The organism is uncultured Merdimonas sp., assembly GCF_963929015.1.
GTDB lineage: Bacteria > Bacillota > Clostridia > Lachnospirales > Lachnospiraceae > Merdimonas.
In genome coordinates, this window is sequence record NZ_CAWVHE010000018.1 from 33,852 (window position 1) to 55,039 (window position 21,188).

25 protein-coding genes are annotated in these 21,188 nt (G+C 52.1%); 22 read left to right on the top strand and 3 right to left on the bottom strand.

Annotated elements, in window-relative coordinates; translation table 11 throughout:
- Positions 1-80: 80 nt before the first annotated feature.
- The 11 genes from ABGT54_RS11140 (at position 81) to ABGT54_RS11190 (ending at position 8,875) form a co-directional block, all read left to right on the top strand.
- Positions 81-995, top strand: coding sequence for a hypothetical protein (locus tag ABGT54_RS11140; RefSeq protein WP_346664151.1), 915 nt, complete (start codon positions 81-83; stop codon positions 993-995).
- A complete protein-coding gene (locus ABGT54_RS11145; RefSeq protein ID WP_346664152.1) occupies positions 992-2,374 on the top strand; it encodes a CpaF family protein in 1,383 nt (460 codons plus the stop codon). Before ABGT54_RS11140 ends, ABGT54_RS11145 begins: the two co-directional genes overlap by 4 nt.
- Complete coding sequence (locus ABGT54_RS11150; protein ID WP_346664153.1) at positions 2,319-2,906, top strand: type II secretion system F family protein; 588 nt, start codon at positions 2,319-2,321, stop codon at positions 2,904-2,906. The genes ABGT54_RS11145 and ABGT54_RS11150 overlap by 56 nt, the downstream gene beginning before the upstream one ends.
- Positions 2,843-4,117 carry a type II secretion system F family protein gene (locus tag ABGT54_RS11155; protein WP_346664154.1) on the top strand — a complete coding sequence of 425 codons (1,275 nt, stop codon included), beginning with the start codon at positions 2,843-2,845 and terminating at the stop codon, positions 4,115-4,117. Before ABGT54_RS11150 ends, ABGT54_RS11155 begins: the two co-directional genes overlap by 64 nt.
- Before the next feature lie 49 nt (positions 4,118-4,166).
- Positions 4,167-4,343, top strand: a complete 177-nt coding sequence (locus ABGT54_RS11160) for a Flp1 family type IVb pilin (RefSeq protein ID WP_346664330.1) — start codon at positions 4,167-4,169, stop codon at positions 4,341-4,343.
- A 113-nt stretch (positions 4,344-4,456) separates the two neighbouring features.
- Positions 4,457-5,728 (top strand): DUF5702 domain-containing protein, encoded by a 1,272-nt coding sequence (locus tag ABGT54_RS11165; RefSeq protein WP_346664155.1) that lies wholly within the window; start codon positions 4,457-4,459, stop codon positions 5,726-5,728.
- A gap of 80 nt (positions 5,729-5,808) precedes the next feature.
- Positions 5,809-6,615 (top strand): pilus assembly protein, encoded by an 807-nt coding sequence (locus ABGT54_RS11170; protein ID WP_346664156.1) that lies wholly within the window; start codon positions 5,809-5,811, stop codon positions 6,613-6,615.
- Positions 6,603-7,037 carry a prepilin peptidase gene (locus ABGT54_RS11175; RefSeq protein ID WP_346664157.1) on the top strand — a complete coding sequence of 145 codons (435 nt, stop codon included), beginning with the start codon at positions 6,603-6,605 and terminating at the stop codon, positions 7,035-7,037. Before ABGT54_RS11170 ends, ABGT54_RS11175 begins: the two co-directional genes overlap by 13 nt.
- On the top strand, positions 7,034-7,423 hold the full coding sequence (locus ABGT54_RS11180; RefSeq protein ID WP_346664158.1) for a TadE family protein: 390 nt from the start codon (positions 7,034-7,036) through the stop codon (positions 7,421-7,423). Before ABGT54_RS11175 ends, ABGT54_RS11180 begins: the two co-directional genes overlap by 4 nt.
- 7 nt (positions 7,424-7,430) lie before the next feature.
- Positions 7,431-8,147 (top strand): DUF6382 domain-containing protein, encoded by a 717-nt coding sequence (locus tag ABGT54_RS11185; protein WP_346664159.1) that lies wholly within the window; start codon positions 7,431-7,433, stop codon positions 8,145-8,147.
- 113 nt (positions 8,148-8,260) lie between these two features.
- A complete protein-coding gene (locus tag ABGT54_RS11190; protein ID WP_346664160.1) occupies positions 8,261-8,875 on the top strand; it encodes a rhomboid family intramembrane serine protease in 615 nt (204 codons plus the stop codon).
- Here the strand turns inward: ABGT54_RS11190 and ABGT54_RS11195 are convergent.
- On the bottom strand, positions 8,813-9,571 hold the full coding sequence (locus ABGT54_RS11195; RefSeq protein WP_346664161.1) for a HAMP domain-containing sensor histidine kinase: 759 nt from the start codon (positions 9,569-9,571) through the stop codon (positions 8,813-8,815). The genes ABGT54_RS11190 and ABGT54_RS11195 overlap by 63 nt on opposite strands.
- An 86-nt stretch (positions 9,572-9,657) precedes the next feature.
- Between ABGT54_RS11195 and ABGT54_RS11200 the strand changes: the two genes are divergently transcribed.
- Positions 9,658-10,062 carry an HIT family protein gene (locus ABGT54_RS11200; protein WP_346664331.1) on the top strand — a complete coding sequence of 135 codons (405 nt, stop codon included), beginning with the start codon at positions 9,658-9,660 and terminating at the stop codon, positions 10,060-10,062.
- 28 nt (positions 10,063-10,090) lie between these two features.
- Positions 10,091-10,651 carry a sigma-70 family RNA polymerase sigma factor gene (locus tag ABGT54_RS11205; protein ID WP_346664162.1) on the top strand — a complete coding sequence of 187 codons (561 nt, stop codon included), beginning with the start codon at positions 10,091-10,093 and terminating at the stop codon, positions 10,649-10,651.
- 44 nt (positions 10,652-10,695) lie between these two features.
- Here the strand turns inward: ABGT54_RS11205 and ABGT54_RS11210 are convergent, their stop codons facing one another.
- Entirely contained in the window at positions 10,696-11,760 is a 1,065-nt protein-coding gene (locus tag ABGT54_RS11210; protein ID WP_346664163.1) for an undecaprenyldiphospho-muramoylpentapeptide beta-N-acetylglucosaminyltransferase, read from the bottom strand.
- A gap of 97 nt (positions 11,761-11,857) precedes the next feature.
- On the opposite strand from ABGT54_RS11210, the gene ABGT54_RS11215 reads away from it, so the two are divergent.
- Complete coding sequence (locus ABGT54_RS11215; protein WP_346664164.1) at positions 11,858-12,751, top strand: hypothetical protein; 894 nt, start codon at positions 11,858-11,860, stop codon at positions 12,749-12,751.
- Between the two features lie 70 nt (positions 12,752-12,821).
- The gene (locus ABGT54_RS11220) at positions 12,822-13,301 is read left to right on the top strand and encodes a DUF6147 family protein (protein ID WP_346664165.1); all 480 of its coding nucleotides are present in this window, start codon (positions 12,822-12,824) and stop codon (positions 13,299-13,301) included.
- Between the two features lie 435 nt (positions 13,302-13,736).
- Here ABGT54_RS11220 and ABGT54_RS11225 read toward each other — a convergent pair whose 3' ends face one another.
- On the bottom strand, positions 13,737-13,982 hold the full coding sequence (locus ABGT54_RS11225) for a TIGR03905 family TSCPD domain-containing protein (RefSeq protein ID WP_346664166.1): 246 nt from the start codon (positions 13,980-13,982) through the stop codon (positions 13,737-13,739).
- Positions 13,983-14,122: 140 nt separating this feature from the next.
- On the opposite strand from ABGT54_RS11225, the gene ABGT54_RS11230 reads away from it, so the two are divergent.
- From ABGT54_RS11230 to ABGT54_RS11260, 7 genes are all read left to right on the top strand, one after another.
- Positions 14,123-14,818, top strand: coding sequence for a 5'-methylthioadenosine/adenosylhomocysteine nucleosidase (locus ABGT54_RS11230; protein ID WP_346664167.1), 696 nt, complete (start codon positions 14,123-14,125; stop codon positions 14,816-14,818).
- 129 nt (positions 14,819-14,947) lie between these two features.
- Positions 14,948-15,757, top strand: coding sequence for a hypothetical protein (locus ABGT54_RS11235; protein WP_346664168.1), 810 nt, complete (start codon positions 14,948-14,950; stop codon positions 15,755-15,757).
- 167 nt (positions 15,758-15,924) lie between these two features.
- Positions 15,925-17,274, top strand: a complete 1,350-nt coding sequence (locus tag ABGT54_RS11240; RefSeq protein WP_346664332.1) for a glucose-6-phosphate isomerase — start codon at positions 15,925-15,927, stop codon at positions 17,272-17,274.
- A complete protein-coding gene (locus tag ABGT54_RS11245) occupies positions 17,274-18,713 on the top strand; it encodes an aminotransferase class I/II-fold pyridoxal phosphate-dependent enzyme (RefSeq protein ID WP_346664169.1) in 1,440 nt (479 codons plus the stop codon). Before ABGT54_RS11240 ends, ABGT54_RS11245 begins: the two co-directional genes overlap by 1 nt.
- A complete protein-coding gene (locus ABGT54_RS11250) occupies positions 18,706-19,293 on the top strand; it encodes a guanylate kinase (RefSeq protein ID WP_346664170.1) in 588 nt (195 codons plus the stop codon). The genes ABGT54_RS11245 and ABGT54_RS11250 overlap by 8 nt, the downstream gene beginning before the upstream one ends.
- Positions 19,280-20,269 carry a DNA polymerase III subunit delta' gene (gene holB, locus ABGT54_RS11255; protein ID WP_346664171.1) on the top strand — a complete coding sequence of 330 codons (990 nt, stop codon included), beginning with the start codon at positions 19,280-19,282 and terminating at the stop codon, positions 20,267-20,269. Before ABGT54_RS11250 ends, holB begins: the two co-directional genes overlap by 14 nt.
- A gap of 4 nt (positions 20,270-20,273) precedes the next feature.
- Complete coding sequence (locus ABGT54_RS11260; protein WP_346664172.1) at positions 20,274-21,185, top strand: stage 0 sporulation family protein; 912 nt, start codon at positions 20,274-20,276, stop codon at positions 21,183-21,185.
- Positions 21,186-21,188: the final 3 nt, after the last annotated feature.

A 21,188-nucleotide genomic window follows, 5' to 3' on the forward strand; every position in this document is an offset into this window, starting at 1 on the left:
AGAACTCTGTGCCATTTCGGCAGCGATTCAACCAACCAATGCAGCAGCATAGCAGAAAGTATATGAAGGAGGGATATTATGTGGGCAGAAGTTTTATAATCTGTGACAAAGAGGAAGGATATGCCCAGGCGCTGGCCGCGTTTTTTCTGCGGAAAAAGGAGCTGGCTCTCCAGATCCAGGTCTGCTCTTCTCCGGAGCAGGCGGCAGCTATCCAGGAGGAACAGGAGGCAGATATTCTGATCATCCATGACGCCTGGCCTATGGAAGAAAGAAGAAAGGTGCGGGCGGAGAACCGGTTTGTGCTGACGGAATCAGGGAACGCTGATCTTGAGGACGGGGAAACTGCCCTGTACCGCTATCAGTCAGGGGAAGCCCTGCTGGCGGAGATGATGCAAATCTGCGGCGGAGAATTTCGGACGGCGGGAGAGCTGTTTCTCAGGCAGAAAAATGGTCATGCGCGGGTAATCGGAGTCTTTTCGCCGGTCCACCGGCTGGGGAAGACGGCCTATGCTCTGAAACTTGGCAAAGAACTGGGGGCATCCTCCACGGTTCTGTACCTGAATATGGAACTGTACGGCGGACTCGGCGGGCATTTCCCGGAGGAGGGAAGCACTTTGGCAGACGCGCTGTATTATTCCAGGATGGAAGGGAAGGAGCTTGGCTGGATGCTGGCCACTATGGTGAGTCACATGGGCCCGCTGGATTATCTTTTGCCGGCCCGGGTGTCAGAGGACGTAAAGTCGGTTCCGGCGGAAGACTGGCGGCATCTGTTGGATCAGATCATATCGGAAGGGATGTATGAGACGCTGATCCTGGATCTGGATGAAGGGATCCGGGGGCTGTACGATCTGCTCCGGATGTGTACGGAGATCCATATGCCGGTGGAAGGAGACGCGCTGGCGGCTGCAAAAGTCCTGCAGTTTGAAGAAGAACTTCACATCCTGGGGTATGAGGATGTGAGATCTAAGATCCGTAAGATGGAGGGATCCCGGTGATCCGGGCGGAGCAGCTCCATGCCAGGATCATGGATGAGCTGGATCTTAGCCGGGAGATGGAAGACGAGGATCTGATCCGGCTGATCTATCAGGTACTTGGAGAGGCTTCCAGGGAGGAGCATTTGTCGCTGGAGGAAAAGACCGCTCTTGGGCGGGAATTGTTCAATGCTTTCCGCAAACTGGATCTGCTCCAGGAATTTCTGGAGGATGACGAGATCACAGAAATCATGATCAATGGTACGGATTATATCTTTTATGAAAAGGCCGGAAGGATCTGGCAGTCCGACCGGAGGTTTATGTCCAGGGAGAAGCTTGAGGATGTGATCCAGCAGATTGTTTCAGGCTCCAACCGGAGGGTCAATGAGGCCTCGCCGATCGTAGACGCAAGGCTTCCCGACGGCTCCCGGGTGCATGTGGTGCTGGCCCCGGTGGCGCTGAACGGACCCATCGTGACCATCCGTAAGTTTTCCGGGGAAGCCGCGTCTATGGAGCAGCTGATCTCCTGGGGTTCTCTAAGCCGGGAGATGGCAAAGTTCTTAAGTATCCTGGTGGCGGCCGGATACAATATCTTTATCAGTGGAGGAACCGGTTCCGGGAAAACCACTTTCTTAAACGCCATGTCACAGTATATTCCCAGAGATGAAAGAATCATTACCATCGAAGACAATGCGGAACTGAAGATCAGAGGGATTCCGAATCTGGTCAGCCTGGAGGCCCGGAACGCCAATGTAGAGGGCACCGGCCAGGTGACGATCCGGGACCTGATCAAGGCGGCGCTTCGGATGCGGCCCAACCGGATCATCGTGGGCGAAGTACGGTCTGCGGAGGCCATTGATATGCTTCAGGCGTTTAACACCGGCCATGACGGCAGCTTAAGCACCGGCCACGCCAACAGTCCCAGAGATATGCTGTCCCGCCTGGAGACCATGGTCCTGATGGGGATGGACCTGCCCCTTGCGGCCATCCAGCGTCAGATCGCTTCCGGGGTGGACATTATCATACATCTGGGGCGGCTTCGGGACAAGAGCCGGAAGGTTCTGGAAGTGGCGGAGGTGTTGGGATATGAGAAAGGAGAGATCCGGCTGGAGACACTATACCGGTTTGAGGAGGAGGGAACGAAAGATGGCAGGATTCAGGGCGGCTGGAAAAAGTGTCATGAACTTGCTTGCAGGGACAAGCTGCTGGCGGCAGGATATGACCCGGAAAGAGTGGATCTGGATCGGAGGGAAGGCGGCTCTGATCACGGCAGTCACGGCCTGGCTTTATTACCGGAATCCGTGGGCGGTACTTTTTTTGACCCCTCTGTGGGCCTGGCATTTTCGCATGATGGCGGAAGCAGCCTGCAGGAAAAAGGAGGAAGAATTTGCAAAACAATTTAAGGAGGCTATCCAGACCCTTTCGTCAGCTTTAAATACCGGATATTCAGTAGAGAATGCGTTCCGGGAGACCAGAAAAGAGCTGCAGCTGATCTATCCGGAAGAAGCAAGGATTTCCAGGGAGCTGCAGATGATCGTAAGGCAGTTAAGAATGCAGGTGCCGGTGGAACAGGCGCTGGAAGAGTTTGCAGACAGAGCGGCGCTTGAGGATCTTAGGAGCTTTGCCGCAGTCTTTGCTTCTGCAAGGAAAAGCGGCGGCGATCTGATCGCGATCATCCGGGATACTTCTGCCCAGATTGGAGACAAGATCGACGTCCGAAGAGAGATTGATACGATCCTTGCAGCAAAGCAGTATGAATTTAAGGTTATGGCCGCTGTCCCCTATGGGATCATCGGTTATATGACAGCTGCCTTTCCGGAGTTTATGGGAGGGCTGTATGGCAATCTTGCAGGAACAGGAGTGATGACCATATGTCTGGCAGTTTATATGAGCGCATATTATCTTGGATTAAGGATCATAAGGATCGATGTCTGATCTTTCTTCTCACCGGGTGTATGGCGGTGGGCGGAGCGCTTCTTCTGGCGGCCGACTATCGCAGGGCCGGAGAAGAGATCCGGGAGGGACTCCGGAGAAATCCGCACGGACAGGGCAGCAGCCGGGAGACAGTGGACGTGGTGGCAGGAGATTCCGGGGAGAGGATCCCCGTGGAGATTGAGGTAGGGGAACAAAAATATACGGATTCCGAGGTCCGGGATATGTTTGACCGGGTGATCCGCAGGCTGGACGCGTTGATCTTAAATGGTAATCAGAGCCTGGATCATGTGGAGCAGGATCTGGATCTGGTGACCGCTGTCCCGGACGAGCCGGTGGATCTTTCCTGGGAGCTTAGCCGTTATGATGTGATGAATCTCCAGGGCGAGATCGAAAGATCCAGGATAGAAGAAGAGGGGACGCCGGTCACAGTAAGCGCGGTGCTGACCTACCGGGAAGATGCAACCGAACAGGCAAGGTATCAGCGGACGGTCGTCCTTTATCCGGGAGGATGGGAAGGGGCCAAAGAGAACACACAGGAAATACAAAAAGAGCTGGAAGAAGCCGAAGGAGAAAAGCCGGAGGAAGAGATCTTCCGTCTCCCGGAAACTCTTGCCGGTCAGGAAGTGTCTTATTACCGGCATATGGATATCCGGGGAGCGGCGCTGCTTGGGATGGCAGTGCTTGCAGGAATCCTTCTTGTGGCAAGAGAGAAACAACAAAAGGCACAGATAGAGACAGCAAGAAGCCGGCAGATGATCCGTGACTACCCGGAGATCGTAGGAAAGCTGACGCTGTATCTGGGAGCAGGGATGACGGTGAAACGTGCCTTTCGGAAGGTGGTGGAAGAATATGAGCGGCAAAAAGAAAAGACAGGGGTGCGCTATGCCTATGAAGAGATGCAAAAGACCTGTCGTGAGATGGAGAGCGGCCATACCGAGGCCGAGAGTTATGAGAATTTCGGGCGGCGATGTCAGGTACAGGCATATCTAAGACTGGGTTCGCTGCTGTCGCAGAACCTGCGGAAGGGAACCAGAGGACTGACAGGATTATTGAAGATGGAATCGATCCAGGCTTTTGAGGAGCGTAAAGCCAGGGCCAGACGTCTGGGGGAAGAGGCGGGCACCAAGCTGTTGCTGCCTATGTTTCTTATGCTGGCTATGGTGCTGGTGATTGTGATCCTGCCGGCGTTTCTGTCCATGCAGGGTCTGTGATCTATTCCCCGCGGCAGCGGGAGAGAACAAAGAGGAAGGGAGAATGATTATGTGGAGAATCCGTTATTTACTTTATACATTGCGAAGAGACGATGGGATCGGGGTAGTAGAGATCATACTGATCCTGGTGGTGCTGATCGGGCTGGTCATTATATTCAAATCGCAGCTTACCAGCCTGGTTCAGACGATTTTCGACAAGATCACCAGCGAAAGCGCGAGGATCTAGGAGAAGGGAAGGCTGTCCGGGAACTGCGAGGGGAGATTACGGCATTTCTGGCGTTGATCCTTTTGCTTCTGCTCTCCTTTGTGGGGGCAATGCTGGAGAGCGCGTCTGTCCAGATGGCTAAAAATTATCGCCGGGCGGACATGAACCGGGCCTGTGAAAGCGTGTTTGCGGAATACCAGAAGGAATTGCTTGAAGAGTATGAAATTTTTGCGCTGGATGCCGGGTATGAAACCGGCAGATATGCAGAGGAGAATCTGTTCGACAGGCTGGATTATTACGGGGCGGCGGGCATCGACCACCAGATCCTGCGGATCCAGTTTCTGACGGACAAGGGCTGCCAGTCCTTTTTGGAACAGGCAGCCCGCTATATGGAGACAAAATACGGCATAGACATTGTAACAGACTGGCTGGGCATGACCACGATATGGGGGCAGCAGGAAGAACAGGCGGATGCGTTCCAGTCGAAGGATCAGGAAAAACAGCAGGAGCTTAATGATCTTTTGAACGCCAATGAAGGACAGCTGCCGGCGGAGGAGAATCCCATCGCTCATGTGGGAGGACTGAAAAATTCACCCATTCTAAAACTGGTGCTTCCCAGGGACGCGGTTGTGTCGGAAAAAACGCTTTCCGGGGAAAACCTTCTGGAAAACCGGGAGAAAAACTGTGGCTTTGGAGATTTTTCCGATGTAGCGCCGGGAGAAGGGACGTTGTCCACGCTGCTTTTTGGAGCTTATCTTCTGGAACATTTTTCTGCCTTTACAGATGAAGAAAAGACAGGAGCGCTGGACTATGAACTGGAATATATCCTGGAAGGAAAAGCTTCAGACCGGGAAAACCTGGAGGCAGTGGTGAAAAAGCTGATGCTGCTTCGGTTTGTGCCGAATTATGCCTATATTCAGACAGACAGCGGGATGAAGGCGGAGGCAGAAGCGATGGCGCTGACTCTGTGTTCCCTTCTGGCTGTGCCCGCGATCACAGCGGCTGCGGCACAGGTGATCCTTCTTTCCTGGGCTTTTGGAGAGACAGTGATGGATCTGCGTTCTCTGCTTGCAGGAAACAAGGTGCCTCTGACGAAGTCCGGAGACAGCTGGCAGTTAAGCCTTGCAGGCCTTCTGAAGCTTGGGACAGAAGAAGACGCGGGAGACGGAAAGGATATCCAGGGAGGGCTTGCTTACCGGGAGTATCTTCGGATGCTTTTGTTCCTGGAATCTCAGAGTACCTGTGCGGTCCGAAGTCTTGGGATAATCGAGCAGAATCTCAGGACCCGGCACGGACAGTCCGGCTTTCGGGCGGATCTCTGTGTGAGCCGGGTGGAGTTTCACTCAGAAGTGACATTAAGAAGAGGGATCCGTTATGATTTCCCCACTTATTATGGATACCGGTAAGAGGCGGATGCAGATGTCCTCCCGGGCTTAAGACTTATACAAGAGTTTTAAAAGAAAAGAGGCAGAAAGGAGGAGGAGACGTGGGATATTTCGGAAGATCCAGAATACAAAAAGCTGTCAGCTCAGATTCCGGCCAAAGGTCCGGAAGGACATCTGTGTCCGCCTCGGTGACGGTGGAGGCGGCAGTTGCCGTACCGCTTTTCTTTTTTGCTGTATTATGTCTGGTTTATCTGCTGGAGCTGATGGCGGTGGGAACGGCTGTGCGGGCAGGACTTCAATATGCCGGGAAACGGGCGGCGGAGGACGCGGCCGTTGTGACGGCGCTGCTTCCGTCTAGAGTGGAAGCAGATGTGGTAGAAAACATTGGCGCAGACCGGCTGGACCGAAGTATCATTGTCGGCGGTAGCAGCGGGATCGACTGCAGCCGCTCCCGTATGTCTCCGGTTACCGGGATCGGAGAAGTTACAGCGGTCTATCGGGTAGAGATCCCGGTCCCGTTCTTTGAGATCCTGCCTGTTGAATATGAAGAAAGTCTGCGGATCAAGGCATGGACAGGATATGAGAAAGGCGGGTTTGGTGACGAGGATGACGAGACGGTGTACATTACAGAGACAGGTATGGTCTATCACAGAGACTATCACTGCAGTTATCTGGATCTGTCGGTCCGGATGGTATCCCGGGAAGAGGTGGGCGGACTTCGGAATGAAAACGGAGGAAAATATACGGCATGCCAGCAGTGTAAAGGAAGCGGCGGGCTGGTTTTTATCACTGATTATGGAGACAGATATCACAGTTCGCCGTCCTGCGGCGGCCTGAAACGTACCGTATATGCGATTCCGCTCTCGGAAGCGGTAGGAAAGGGGGCGTGTTCCAAATGTGGTCATTAAGTTATGCAATTGGCATGGGGATCCTGGGAAGTCTTACGATCGCAGATCTCCAGTTTAGGAAAGTACCGGCGGAGATTCTGGGAGCGGCAGGGATCGCGGCTTTGGTCTATCAGGCAGTCTGCAGAAGGGAGAGTCTTTGGATGATCCTGGGCGGCGCGGCGGTGGGAGCGGTGTTTCTCTTTCTTAGCTGGGCGACAAAAGAGAAAATAGGATACGGAGACAGCCTGGCCATTCTGATCCTTGGCGTTTTTCTCGGGTTGTGGGGGCTTGTGCGTCTTTTGTCGGCAGCCTTCGCCCTTTTGGCGCTTTTTTCTGTGGCTCTGCTGATCCGAAAGAAAATGAGACGGCGGCTGGCGCTGCCCTTTTATCCCTTCCTGGCGGCCGGATATCTGATCTGTATCTATGGAGGTGGTTATCTGTGAAACGAAAACTTAATGCCTCATTTACAGTGGAAATGTCCGTGATCGCGCCGCTGGCTCTCTTTTTGATCATGGGGTGTATCCTGGTGATCTTTTACTATCATGACAGGAATATCTTGTCGGCCGCGGCTTATGAAACGGCGGTGGTGGGAGGCACCAAAGCCAGGGAGAAAGAGGAGGCTGATGCCGGGGAACTGGAGACTCTGTTTCGAGACAGAGTCCGGGGAAAATGTATCCTGCTGGCGCAGGCCCGGGCAGGGGTTACAGTCAGTGAAGAGGCTGTGCGGGTGGATGTGACTGCGTCCGGCGCAGGGATGCGGATGTCCCTAAGCCGGCAGGCGGCAGTCACCGACCCGGAGAAAGAGATCCGAAGAATCAGGAGGTATTGAACAGACAGTGGAACGAAAGATTATGATTGAAGAAAAGGAACGGTACCGGGAAGATTATCAGATGCGGATGCTGAAAGCCAACGCTCCGGAAGGGCTTCTGCCTGTGCAGGGAAGAGGGGCGGACCAGAGAAGCATTTATGAATATGACGTCAGCGGAAAGGTGTCGGTAAAAGCAATGTATGAGAGGAGCGGGATGAATCAGGCGGATCTGCGGCATTTTCTGACCTCCTTTCAGACGGCACTCCGAGAAACGGAAAAGCATCTTTTGAATGTAAATTGCATCCTCCTGAAGCCGGAATATATTTTTTATGAAGCCGAGAAATATTATTTTTGTTATTATCCGCCGGCAGACCAGGAACTTTGGGAGGAATTTCATGCGCTGACGGAATATTTTGTGAAACAGGCGGACTACCAGGATAAAGAGGCGGTCCGGATCGTATCCCTTCTGCACAAAGGAACCATGGAGGAAAATTACAGTATTGAGAAGCTGATAGGGGAATGTATGGAAGGAGAAGAGGAAAAACCTCCAGAAGAAAAGAAAAAAAGAGAAAATATCACATACGACACCCGGGAACACGACTGGATCGCGGAGCAGGAACTGGGAAGTTCCATCCTAAGAGAGACAGATCAGATGTGGAAACCGGTTAAGCACTTTCTGAAGAAGCATAAAAAGAACCGTTGGGGAGATTGGGACGGCCTTCATATAGAAGAAGACGAATTGTGACGAAAAATGGCGGAGCTTTTCGAAAATGAAGTGGTGAATCAGAGGAAAACTATGGTATAATAATTGATGATTGCACATGAGTCTAAGCTACAATGGAGAAAGGGGACGCCTGTATGGGAAGACGAAGGGAAATGGCATATGGGACGCTGTTGATCGCGGCTGTTAATGTGGCGGTGTTCTTGTGTCTGACCCTGGGCGGGCCTACAGAAGACGGAGAATATATGCTGGAGCACGGAGCTATGTATGTGCCCTGGATTTTGGAATATGGAGAGTATTACCGGCTGTTTACCAGCCTGTTTCTGCATTTTGGATTTCCCCATCTTTTTAATAATATGGTCATGCTGCTGATGGTGGGCTGGAACCTGGAGCTGGAGATGGGAACGATCCGCTTCCTCATTACCTATCTGGTCAGCGGCCTGGCCGGAAATATCCTTTCTGCCTGGCTGGATATCCGGGCGGGAGAATATGCAGTGTCAGCGGGAGCCTCCGGAGCGGTTTTTGGGATTACGGGCGCGTTGCTCTATGTGGTGATACGCAATCACGGACGGCTTAGAGACATTTCCGGAAGGGGAATGCTCTTTATGGTGGTGATCAGCTTATATTATGGATTTTCCAGTACCGGCGTGGACAACGCCGCCCATGTGGGCGGTCTGGCGGCAGGTTTTCTATGCGGGATCCTGCTCTATTGGAAGAGACAGAGAAAAAACGGCGCCTTTTCCGGGCTCTGAAGAGACGGTTAATTTCCCGCGGTGGGCTTTGGCCGTCCGGTCTGCGATGGCAAGGCCAAGGCCGGTTCCGTTTGCTTTGCGGGTGACAAAGGGGCGGAAAATGGCGTCAAGATCTTCCGGCCGGATGCCGCAGCCGTTGTCGGATACTGTAAGGAGAAGCTGCCCGGATTCCGCCTGGGCACAAAAGGAAAGCTGCAGATTTTTTTTCATGTCGGCGGAAGAAAGCAGGGCGTCTCTTGCGTTGGCCAGGAGATTTAAAAGCGCCTGCCGAAGCTTTATCTGATCGACCAGAAGGACCGGAAGTTCCGGTCCGATCCTGGAGACAAATTCTATATCCGTGTCTGCCAGGGAGGCGGCAAAAGACAGGGCCAGGGCGCGCAGGTAAGAACTCATGGGAGTTTCTGTAAGATGCAGAGTTTCTCCGTTCTGGAAAGCAGACAGCTCTTCCAGAAGCCGGGTCATATATTCTACATCCCGGCGCATTTCTTTCCAGTGACGAAAGTCCTGTACTTCCGGGTGACCGGATTCGATGAGCTGAAGAGAACTGTAGACCAGGGCCAGTGGATTGCGGATCTCGTGGCTGATAGCCCGGATCTCCATCCGGTGGGATTCCAGAAGCCGGGAGATCACCTCTTTGTGCCGGGGGCTTTCCTCCATAATCTGCTGTAATTTGTCGTAATCTGCCGCATTTAACATTGATATTACCGCCTTTCTGACTTATCAGTTTAGCATCGGCGGTTCTAATATTCAATCAAAATTTTAGAGAAAGAAGGATGAAAAAGATGAAGGATGAGAATTGTATTTTTTGTAAGCTTGCCAACGGAGAGATTCCCACAGCAACACTGTATGAGGACGATGATTTCCGCGTGATCTTGGATGCAGGTCCGGCAGCAAAAGGACATGCGCTGATCCTTCCCAAGGAGCACTATGCCAATCTCTATGAGCTGGACGATGAGCTGGCGGCAAAGGTTCTGGTGCTGGCCAAGAAGATGATCACAAAGCTTACGGACGTCCTGGGATGCGACGGATATAACATCGTACAGAACAACGGCGAGGCCGCCGGGCAGACAGTCTTCCATTTTCACCTGCATATGATCCCGCGGTATAAGGATGACGGCGTAGGACTGACCTGGAAGATGGGCGAACTGACAGAAGAAGATAAGAACGACATTCTTTCCAGGATGTAATCCCATGTGAAAGTAAAGGAATACCGATGTGAAGGCAGAGTCAAATGGAAGAGATGCGTTTGATGCCATATACGAAGAAAATGCCGAAATTGTTTATCAGACAGCGAAGCGGTATGTGGGAAATCATCATGCGGCAGAAGAGATCATGCAGGAAACATTTCTGAAGCTCTTCCAGGTTATGGAAAATACAAATATAAGAGCTGCAAAGCCATGGCTGATCCTGACGGCAAAGTATGCGGCGATGAATTATAAGCGGGACGGATCGAGAGAATATCCGGTAGCGGAGTTTACCGAGGAGGAAGAAGAGCGGCTGTCCCGTTTCTTTGAAGATCCGCAGGAGTGTTTTGCCGGAAAGCAGATGGAGAAAGAATACATAGAACTGGCCGACGAGATCTTTGCGGCAATCTATAAGAAAAATAAAAGATGGTACGACGCGCTTACCATTACCTATGTGCTGGAAAAGCCGCAGAAACAGGTGGCGGAACAGATGGGGATGGATCTGGAATCGTTTCACAGCATGTTGTACCGCGCAAGAAAGTGGGTCAGAGATCACTATGAATATCGTCTGGACCGGATCAGGGAATTTTGAAAGCCCCCATATCCGGCCGGAGGGCCGGTGGGGGCTATTGTGACTTAGGAGACAACAGATTCGATCAGGTCGATAATGGTATCGATGGAATTCTGCTGGGGAGACTTTTTCATTGCGTCTATGTAAGACTCCCTGTTGTCATACAATTTCCGGATGGCCGCCAGAAGAACTTCCGAAGTCAGAGATTCTTCTTCCAGGACCATGCTGTACCCCTGTTTTTCAAAGGAGCGGGCATTCAGGATCTGATCGCCCCGGCTCTGGGAGGCGGGAAGCGGGATCAGAAGATTCGGCTTATGAAGGGCCAGCAGCTCGCAGATGGCGTTGGCTCCGGCGCGGGAGATCACCAGATCTGTCAGAGCGAACAAGTCCTTGAGTTCCTCTTTGATATATTCATACTGAGCATACCCTTCCAGCTGGTCTAAGGAGTGGTCAATCTTGCCTTTTCCGCACAGATGTACCACCTGGAAAGATTTTAAAAGTTCCGGAAGAACGCTCCGGACAGCTTCATTTACCGCCACTGATCCAAGGCTTCCGCCAATGACCAGGATCACCGGTTTATCGGAAGTGAAATGCAAAAACTCCAGGGCTTTATATTTGTCTCCGGACAGCAGTTCCTGGCGGATCGGAGAACCGGTCAGCACAGCTTTTCCTTCCGGAAGATAAGAAAGCGTTTCCGGGAAGTTACAGCAGACCTTTGTGGCGGAAGGAAGCGCCAGTTTGTTGGCAAGGCCGGGAGTCATATCCGATTCATGGATGATGACCGGCACATGGCGGCGTTTTCCGGCCATGACCACTGGCACAGAGACGAATCCGCCTTTGGAAAAGATCACATCCGGCTTCAGGATCTTGATGAGCCGTTTTGCCTCGCCAAGTCCTTTCAGGACACGGAAGGGGTCTGTAAAATTCTGTACACTGAAATAGCGACGCAGTTTTCCGGAAGAAATTCCGTGGTACGGAATCCCGAACTGCTCGATCAGTTCTTTTTCAATGCCATTGTAGGAGCCGATATAGTGGATGTCATATCCCAGCTCTCTAAGTCTTGGCAAAAGAGCAATATTAGGAGTAACGTGGCCGGCAGTGCCGCCACCGGTTAAGATAATACGTTTCATAAGGACCTCCCAGGCTAATATACTATACCTATATTATACGTTTTCGGGGCTTTTGGTCAAGTGAAAGAACGTCCGGGAAACGAAAGAGGAAAGAAAAATGGAAAAAAACAAAGACAATCTGGAACAACACCTCCGGGAAGGCTTTCAAAGGCTGGCAGAGGCGGAAGAACAGAAGATCACAGAAGAAAGAAAACAAGAATCCGACCATAAGAACGCCATGCCGGAAGGAACCAAAGAGTCCGTCCGCGCAAGGCTGGATCATGAGATAGAAAAGATCAGAGAACAGGAAGAGAAAGCGAAAGAGAAAACAGAGGCGGATAGCTATATCCGGCTGTCAGCAGAGGACAGACGGGCGCTGGAACTGGGGCGCAGAGCGCTGCAGGAGGAAAAGAACGGCATCCATCGCCGTCGCAGGCCACTGAAAGTCTATCTTGCCGTGGCCGCAGTGATTGCCGCCACTCTGGCTGTCAGCGTAGGCGTCATGGGCGGCCCCGAGAGGGTGGTGCAGATGGCAAGGCAGGCTGTGGGCGGAAGAGAAGTGGAACAGGTAGATTCCAGTGATGAGAATCTGGTGATCGTAGAAGAAAATGAAGAAGAGGCTTACCAGATGATCGCGGATGAATTTGGGGTGGAACCAGTTAGAATTGTTGAACAGTCAAATCGGTTGATATTTGAGAAAATGACTTTTGAAAAATCTATGCAGGTCGCAGAATTGTTCTATCGGCTGGATGATGAACGATTGATGTATTTTATTAATGCATCTTATAAAGATTCTTCCTGGGGGATAGACGTAGAAGAGGAAATTGCGAAGTCTTATATTTTAAATGAAGGCAAAGAAAATCAGATAGAAGTAAAAGAATATTTGGTAGAACCAAACCAGAAGGAACGATATTCGGCGCGATTTTCTTACTGGGGACTAGAGTATTTTCTGGTTGGCTCGGTTTCAGAAGCTAACTTTAAAGAAATTATAGATAATTTATTTTTTTATTAATATTTTCGTCAGTTTTTGTCGCCTGATGTGTCTATCTTATGAGAGAGTAAGGTGCAGAGGGAGGTGAGAGTTGAGAAAAAGAATTTTGTCAGCCTTATGTATCGCCCTGCTGGTTTTCAGCATACCATTTTTCCCGGCCGGGCGGGTGCAGGCGGCTGACGTGCCTGTTTTGGATGGCTCCAGACTGACCCATGAGGATGAGTCTGTCGGTTATGACACCAAGCTGACCCGCGGAGTAGACCTGCTGACCGGGTATTCCAAGGTGGTACGCCTGGGCCCTGGAAAGATCTATGCCGGGGGTACCACGATTGCGACAGATGTGGTAGACAGGATTAAGGTTGTGGTAATTGTTGAACGCGCCCAGGAAGGGGATACGGAATGGGAGTTCTATGACACCTGGAGAAAAGAGAATGAGAATGCGGACCGGGTGGGATCTAACAAGACCTTATTGGTGGAAGGAGGATACTACTACCGGACCAGATGTCTTCACTCCGCAAACCAGGATGTCAGCAGTTCCTTTACCAACGGCGTCTATGTGGAAGATCCGTAGCCATTCAAAGGGAACAGAAAAAGGGAGGTTTGCCGGAAACGGCAACCATGAGGAGAAAGGATACGTTGCGATCAAGGATCCAAAAAAGAGAAAGATAACGAAGAGCGATCCCGGGGAACCGGGTGAATGAAAAGTCCGGGAGAGCTGTGGGGCGCGCTGCCTGGCGGCGCAGCTATATTTTTATTAAAAAAATAAAATCCTTACATTGAGAAACCGTAAGGCCCGGGTTGAGGGCTAAAGTCGTCGCCTGCAGCACGTCCCACAGCTCTCCCGGCAGAGAATCTAATCTGGGAAATTGGTTTTTTCATTTTACATTGGCAGAACGCCAAACCCAACATAGCAGCAGCGTAAAAAAGAAAAGGATGCGGGCAGAATGGCCCGCATCCTTTTTTGTTGGCGACCGCTTACATGCCGCGGCAGTGTCCGCCCTGCTTCTTAGGCCTGCCCGATAGCCTGTTTTAAGGCCCAGGCCAGCTGATCCGGACAGGACGTTGCCTTATTTCCGCAGCGGATGCCTTCCAGTCTTTCAATGGCATCGTGGACATTCATTCCCTTTACCAGGTGGGAGATGCCCTGCGTGTTGCCGCTGCATCCGCCTACAAATTGCACATTCTGGATGGTGTCGCCCTCCAGATCCACATGGATCAGGCGGGAACAGACGCCGTGTGGGATATATTCCATGGTAAGATCCCTCCTTACAACTGATCTTCAGATTTTGATTTTGCCTTTTGGCACTCCGATTATAGCAGAAAATGTTGCGGTTCTCAAGAGATTCTGCTAGAGTCTGTAGAAGAGACAGACTGAATAGGGAGGTTTAGAAGATGAAGATAGGGATCATCGGCGCCATGGAAGACGAAGTGGCAGCCTTAAAGGAAGCGATGGAAGGATCCGGAACAGAAAGGATCGCAGGGATGGAGTTTACAGAGGGGCTGCTGGAGGGCCGGGGAGTCATCGTTGTCCGAAGCGGCGTGGGGAAGGTAAACGCTGCCGTCTGCGCCCAGACGCTGGCAGATCATTTTCAGGCGGACGTTTTGATCAACACCGGCATTGCCGGGTCTCTGGACGCCAGGATTGACATCGGAGATATGGTGATTTCCACAGACGCGGTGTATCATGATGTGGACGCTGGAACCTTTGGGTATGCGCCCGGGCAGGTACCCCAGATGGAGACGTTTTCCTTCCCGGCGGAGGAATCGCTGATCCGGAAAGCGGCGGCGGCCAACCAGGCGGCAAATCCGCAGATCCACACGTTTACCGGCCGGATCGCAAGCGGCGACCAGTTTGTGGGAGACCAGGCGAAAAAAGACTGGATCCGGGATACATTTCAGGCTATGTGCGTAGAGATGGAGGGGGCGGCGATTGCCCATACGGCATACCTGAACAATCTTTCGTATGTCATCATTCGGGCCATTTCGGACAAAGCCGACAATAGCGCCGTAGAAGACTATCCGGTGTTTGAACAAAAGGCGATCGCCCACAGTGTGGCGCTGGTAAGAGAAATGCTCAGAAGATGGTAAAAGGCCCGGCGCGTTTTTGCGACAGGGGCTGTCAGGAACTGCCGGGATCCATGCAGAATCTGACGAACGTTTTCAGAAGCGCTCCTTTTGATTTTCCAGTATAATGCAAATCAAAAGGAGGGCTTTTTTATGTTAAAAGTAATGATGGAGGGGCGCATACTGTATGTGCTGATGGGGATCATGGCGGCGGCCGGGATATGGAGCAAGATTGTGGTCAATGTATCGCTGGGACGTCTTCTTCGGGGGGCAGGAAATATGAACAAGAGCAGCCACCCGCTGATGCGTCTGGTAAAGGCAAAGTTTGAACATGCCTGTATGGTCAGCGATACGGTGGAAAATGTGGGAGTATTTGTGGAAAAATATCTGTATGAGTACCGGGTGCTGGGGCTTAGGCTGCATACGCTAAGGCGGATGGAAAAGATCTGCGCCTTAGGATGCCTGATCCTGGGGGCGCTTGGAATGGCCGGATGGTACGCGCTGGAAGGCATGGGGGACGCGGCGCTTCGGACAGGCGCCGGCGGAGCGGTTCTTGCGATCCTGGTGTATCTTTTCCATCTGACGACGGACGAATCGTATCGCCTGCAGGCAGCCAGGAACTATATGGTGGATTACCTGCAAAATGTCTGCCGCCGCAAGTATGAGAAGGCAGCGCAAAAGGAACTCAAAGTCATGACGCCGGAAGCCCATCCGGCAGAAGAAGCCGGCAGCCTGCCGGTGATGATGATCAAGAAGAAGGAAGAACCGGATCAAGAGAAGGAAAGCATTGACGCGGACAGGCAAGACGCGCCGGAAGCGCGGCCTGCGAGTTCCGGCGTGCAAAAGATCCGCAGGGAAGAAAAAGAAGAGCAGGAGAAAAAAGAGGACAAAACCGCCGGTGAGGACAGGCCTCTGGATAAAGACGTGCTGATCCGGCGGATCCTGGAGGAATATATGGCGTAAAAAAACTGCGGCCTGCCGCTTTGTATCGCACCGATGCGCTTGCGAAACCATTCCTAATTTGCTAATATAATAATGCCGGGGCCGCAAAAGCCTGGATCCGGACGGAACCTTTGGAAAGCGCCGCGGCAAAACAACGATCCTTGGGATTAAGAATGGAAGGAGTCACGATCATGAGAAAGGTAACATTTGACTATGAAAAGGCAAAAACATTTATCGCAGACCATGAGATGGTATCGATGAAGAAGATCGCAGAGGCCGCAAAGGACGAGCTTCTCGGAAGAGAGGGAGCAGGAAATGATTTCCTGGGCTGGATCGATCTTCCGGTGGATTATGACAAAGAGGAATTTGCAAGGATCCAGAAGGCTGCGGCAAAGATCCAGAGCGATTCCGAAGTGCTGGTTGTGATCGGGATCGGCGGCTCCTACCTTGGCGCAAGAGCGGCAATCGAATTCTTACGCCATAACTTTTACAATATGGTTTCCAAAGAGATCCGCAAGACGCCGGAGATCTACTTTGTAGGAAACAGCATCAGCAGTACATATCTGAAGCATCTGATCGACGTGATCGCAGACCGGGATTTCTCGGTGAATATCATTTCCAAGTCCGGCACCACCACAGAGCCGGCTATCGCATTCCGCATTTTTAAGGAAATGATGGAGAAGAAATACGGAAAAGAAGAAGCGGCAAAACGGATCTACGCCACTACGGACAAGGCAAGAGGAGCGCTTAAGAACCTGGCCACAGAAGAAGGTTATGAGTCCTTCGTCGTGCCGGATGACGTGGGCGGACGGTTTTCCGTGCTGACCGCAGTAGGACTTCTGCCCATTGCAGTCAGCGGCGCGGACATCGCACAGTTGATGGAAGGAGCCGCAGCCGGCAGAGAGCGGGCGCTTAACGCTCCCTTTGAGGAAAATGACGCCCTGCAGTATGCGGCAGTCCGCAACATCTTATTAAGAAAAGGAAAATCTGTGGAAATCTTGGCAAATTATGAGCCAAGTCTTCACTATGTATCCGAGTGGTGGAAACAGCTCTACGGAGAGAGCGAGGGCAAGGATCAGAAAGGCATCTTCCCGGCGTCTGTAGACCTGACCACAGACCTTCATTCCATGGGACAGTTTATTCAGGATGGCAGCCGGATCATGTATGAGACAGTGATGAATGTAGAAGAGTCTCAGGAAGAAATCGTGATCCAGGAGGAGCCGGTGGATCTGGACGGCCTGAATTATCTGGCAGGAAAGAACGTAGACTTTGTCAATAAGAGCGCTATGAATGGAACCATCCTGGCACATACTGACGGCAATGTGCCAAACCTGATGGTCCATATCCCAAGACAGGACGAGTTCTCCCTGGGAGAACTGTTCTACTTCTTTGAGTTTGCATGCGGCGTCAGCGGCTATATCCTGGGAGTCAATCCCTTTAACCAGCCGGGCGTGGAAAGCTACAAGAAAAATATGTTCGCGCTTCTTGGCAAGCCGGGATATGAAAAAGAAAGAGAAGAGCTGTTAAAGAGACTGTAATGATGACACTGCTGGAAAAACTTACGGCATATGGAGCCTCGGATTATTACGGGTTCCATATGCCGGGACATAAACGCAAGCTGGATCTGATGGCAGGAATTTCCCCCTATCAGATCGATATCACAGAGATCGACGGATTTGACGATCTTCACCATGCGGAAGGGATTTTAAAAGAAGCGCAGGAACGGGCGGCCAGGGTGTACCATGCACAGGAGACCCATTTCCTGATAAACGGGAGTACAGTTGGGATCCTAAGCGCCATCCTTGGTTCCACCAGGAGGGGAGATCAGATCCTGGTGGCAAGAAACTGCCACAAGTCGGTCTATCATGCGGTGGAACTGAACGGATTGGAGCCGGTGTATGTATATCCGGGCTTTGATCCTGACACACAGTTAAATACAGGGATTTCCACAGAGGATGTCAAAGAGGCCCTAAGGCGGCACCCGAAGGTGCGGGCTGCGGTGATCGTATCCCCCACCTATGACGGGGTGGTGTCCGATGTGGAGTCGATCGCAGAAGCGGTCCATATGCACGGCATCCCCCTGATCGTGGATGAGGCACATGGGGCGCATTTTGGCTTTCACCCCTGTTTTCCTGAGACGTCCGTCCGGCTGGGGGCGGATCTGGTGATCCACAGCCTTCATAAGACCTTACCTTCCCTGACTCAGACCGCGCTCCTTCATCTGAACGGGGATAGGATCGACCGGCGGAAGATACGGAAATACCTTCACATGCTGCAGACCAGCAGCCCCTCCTATGTACTGATGGGAGGAATGGACGCCTGCATCCGTCTGCTGGAGGATCCCGGGGAGCTCTTTGACCCTTATGTGAAACTTTTGCAGGAAACGAGACGGCGGTTAAGAGAGCTGCACATGCTGCGGCTGGCAGAGGTGCCTGCAATGGATCCCTCCAAGCTGGTCATCTCTGTGGCAGACGCCGGGATCTCCAGCCTGTCCCTTTACCGGGAGCTTCTGGAGGTCTGGCGCCTTCAGCCGGAGATGCGGGCAGGGAGTTATGTGCTCCTGATGACTGCGCCAGGCGACACGCCAGAGGGAATGGACCGGCTGGTGCAGGCTCTGAAGGCCATTGATCAGAAAGCAGCAGAAAAAGGAGGCCGGGGAAATCAGGGTATGGACCGCAGACAGGAACAGATCCGGACCGGATATTTCCCCAGGCAGGAACAGATCCTGACGCCGGCGCATGCAGAGGAGATCCGCAGCCGGAAAGAGGAGGAGGTCTGCAGTCTTCCCTGGGATAAATGCGTGGGAGAGACGGCTCTGGAGTATGCCTATCTCTATCCGCCGGGTTGTCCTTTGGTCGTTCCCGGAGAAAAGATATCACAAGAGGCTGCAGATATGTTACAATGGTATCAGGCACAGGGGTTTTCCATCGAAGGGACGGCGGAAGATTCCAGGATAGAGGTAGTAAGACATGGGTAAGATCTATTACATGATGGGAAAAAGCGCTTCCGGGAAGGACACGCTGTTTAAAAAGGTCAGGGAGGCGCTTCCGTTTCTTGAGACCCTGACGCTTTACACCACCCGGCCGATCCGGGAGGGAGAAAGAAACGGCGTGGAATATTTTTTCGTCACCGATGAGGAGCTGGACGCCTATGCGCGGCAGGGAAAGGTGGTGGAGCAGCGCCTTTACCATACGGCCTGCGGCCCGTGGCGGTACGCCACCGTGGATGACGGACAGATCGACCTGGCCGCCTCGGATTATCTGGTGATCGGCACGCTGGAGTCTTATGAAAAGATGCGGGATTTCTACGGGGCAGACTGCCTGATCCCTCTGTATATCCAGGTGGAGGACGGGGAGAGGCTTTCCCGGGCGCTCCTTAGAGAAAGGGCCCAGGAAGAGCCAAAATACGAAGAGATGTGCCGCAGGTTCCTTGCAGACACCAGGGATTTTTCCGAGGAAAATATCCGGCGGGCGGGGATCCGGAAGCGTTTCTGCAACCAGAACCAGGAAAAATGTTTAGAAGAAATCATAGGGGAAATACAACATGGGAAGTTTTAAAGACGTCGTAGGACACAAGGATATTATTAAGTACATTCAGAGCGCGGTAGAAAGCGGGCAGGTAGGCCACGCCTACATCTTGAACGGAGAAAGAGGCGCAGGCAAGAAGATGCTGGCCAGTCTGTTTGCCATGACGCTTCTGTGTGAAAAAGGCGGGGTGGAACCCTGCAATGAGTGTCATTCCTGCAAGCAGGCAGGCAGCGGCAATCATCCGGATATCTGCTGGGTCACCCATGAAAAACCGGGAACCATCAGCGTGGACGATATCCGGCAGCAGGTGAGCGGTACGGTGATGATCCGGCCTTATCAGGGACCCTATAAAGTCTATATCATCGACCATGCGGAGCTGATGACCCAGCAGGCCCAGAACGCCCTTCTGAAAACGCTGGAGGAGCCTCCGGCCTACGCGGTCTTTCTGCTGCTTACCGAAAATGCGGAAGCTTTGCTTCCCACCATCACTTCCAGGTGTGTGATGCTCAAACTCCGCAACATCCGGAACACCCTGATTCGCAAATATCTGATGGAAGTGCTGCAGGTGCCGGATTACAAGGCAGATATGTGTACGGCATTCGCCCAGGGCAATCTTGGAAAAGCCATCATGCTGGCAAATTCCGAACATTTCAATGAGATCCGGGAGGAAGCGATCCAGCTTTTGAAGTACATTCATGAGATGGAGCTTAGCGAGCTCGCTCAGGCTGTGAGCCGGATCACCACATATAAATTAGAGATTACAGATTATCTGGATATCATTATGATCTGGTATCGGGATGTCTTATTATATAAAGCAACAAAAGAAGTGGACAAGGTCATTTTTAAGGAACAGATCTCCTTCATCAAAGAGCAGGCGAGAAAGAGTTCTTATGAAGGGATCGAGACGATCCTTAAGGCCCTCGAAACTGCCAAGGCAAGGCTGAAGGCCAATGTAAATTTTGATCTTGTCATGGAGCTTTTGTTCCTGACTATAAAGGAGAATTAACAGTATGACAAAAGTAATAGGCGTAAGATTCCGCAGAGCGGGAAAGATCTACTTCTTTGCTCCCGGGAAATATGAGATCCGCACCGGGGACAAGGTGATCGTGGAAACCGCAAGAGGCGTAGAGTTTGGCACGGTAGTTTCCGGCGTCCGGGAGGTGGAGGATGAAAAGATCCAGCAGCCCCTGAAGCCGGTGATCCGCATCGCTACGGCGGACGATATCCGGAGAGAGGAGAAGAACCGGGAAAAGGAAAAAGAGGCGTTTCAGATCTGCCTGGAGAAGATCCGCAGACATGGTCTGGAGATGAAGCTGATCGACGCGGAATATACCTTTGACAATAATAAAGTTCTGTTTTATTTTACTGCGGACGGGCGGATCGATTTCCGTGAGCTGGTCAAAGACCTTGCCAGCGTGTTCCGCACCCGGATCGAGCTTCGGCAGATCGGCGTGCGGGATGAGACGAAGATCCGCGGAGGTATCGGCATCTGCGGACGGGAGCTGTGCTGCCACACTTATCTGTCTGAATTTGCGCCGGTGTCCATAAAGATGGCGAAGGAGCAGAATCTGTCCCTGAATCCCACCAAGATTTCCGGGGTGTGCGGCAGGCTGATGTGCTGTCTGACCAATGAAGAACAGACTTATGAGGAACTGAACCGTCATCTCCCTGCAAACGGCGACCATGTGACCACGCCGGAAGGCCTTAAAGGAGATGTGCAAGCGGTGAACGTGCTGCGCCAGCTGGTGAAAGTGGTAGTTACCCTGGACAATGATGAAAAGGAAGTCCGGGAGTATAAAGCCGGCGAGCTTCGCTTTAAGCCGCGCCGCAGAAAGAAAGACATGAAACTTTCCAGAGAAGAGATGGCAGAGCTTAAAAATCTGGAAGAAAAGAACGGAGCGTCCAAATTAGACGATGAATAAATC

What these genes read in the sequence shown, in the direction of transcription:
- ABGT54_RS11150 (WP_346664153.1), top strand. Translation starts at nt 2,319, where the DNA reads ATGATGGCGGAAGCAGCCTGCAGGAAAAAGGAGGAAGAATTTGCAAAA.
- ABGT54_RS11165 (WP_346664155.1), top strand. Translation starts at nt 4,457, where the DNA reads ATGGCTAAAAATTATCGCCGGGCGGACATGAACCGGGCCTGTGAAAGC.
- ABGT54_RS11260 (WP_346664172.1), top strand. Translation starts at nt 20,274, where the DNA reads ATGACAAAAGTAATAGGCGTAAGATTCCGCAGAGCGGGAAAGATCTAC.
- ABGT54_RS11175 (WP_346664157.1), top strand. Translation starts at nt 6,603, where the DNA reads ATGTGGTCATTAAGTTATGCAATTGGCATGGGGATCCTGGGAAGTCTT.
- ABGT54_RS11210 (WP_346664163.1), bottom strand. Translation starts at nt 11,760, where the DNA reads ATGAAACGTATTATCTTAACCGGTGGCGGCACTGCCGGCCACGTTACT.
- ABGT54_RS11195 (WP_346664161.1), bottom strand. Translation starts at nt 9,571, where the DNA reads ATGTTAAATGCGGCAGATTACGACAAATTACAGCAGATTATGGAGGAA.
- ABGT54_RS11230 (WP_346664167.1), top strand. Translation starts at nt 14,123, where the DNA reads ATGAAGATAGGGATCATCGGCGCCATGGAAGACGAAGTGGCAGCCTTA.
- ABGT54_RS11250 (WP_346664170.1), top strand. Translation starts at nt 18,706, where the DNA reads ATGGGTAAGATCTATTACATGATGGGAAAAAGCGCTTCCGGGAAGGAC.
- ABGT54_RS11225 (WP_346664166.1), bottom strand. Translation starts at nt 13,982, where the DNA reads ATGGAATATATCCCACACGGCGTCTGTTCCCGCCTGATCCATGTGGAT.
- ABGT54_RS11215 (WP_346664164.1), top strand. Translation starts at nt 11,858, where the DNA reads ATGGAAAAAAACAAAGACAATCTGGAACAACACCTCCGGGAAGGCTTT.
- holB (WP_346664171.1), top strand. Translation starts at nt 19,280, where the DNA reads ATGGGAAGTTTTAAAGACGTCGTAGGACACAAGGATATTATTAAGTAC.
- ABGT54_RS11235 (WP_346664168.1), top strand. Translation starts at nt 14,948, where the DNA reads ATGTTAAAAGTAATGATGGAGGGGCGCATACTGTATGTGCTGATGGGG.
- ABGT54_RS11190 (WP_346664160.1), top strand. Translation starts at nt 8,261, where the DNA reads ATGGGAAGACGAAGGGAAATGGCATATGGGACGCTGTTGATCGCGGCT.
- ABGT54_RS11245 (WP_346664169.1), top strand. Translation starts at nt 17,274, where the DNA reads ATGATGACACTGCTGGAAAAACTTACGGCATATGGAGCCTCGGATTAT.
- ABGT54_RS11200 (WP_346664331.1), top strand. Translation starts at nt 9,658, where the DNA reads ATGAAGGATGAGAATTGTATTTTTTGTAAGCTTGCCAACGGAGAGATT.
- ABGT54_RS11155 (WP_346664154.1), top strand. Translation starts at nt 2,843, where the DNA reads ATGTCTGGCAGTTTATATGAGCGCATATTATCTTGGATTAAGGATCAT.
- ABGT54_RS11160 (WP_346664330.1), top strand. Translation starts at nt 4,167, where the DNA reads ATGTGGAGAATCCGTTATTTACTTTATACATTGCGAAGAGACGATGGG.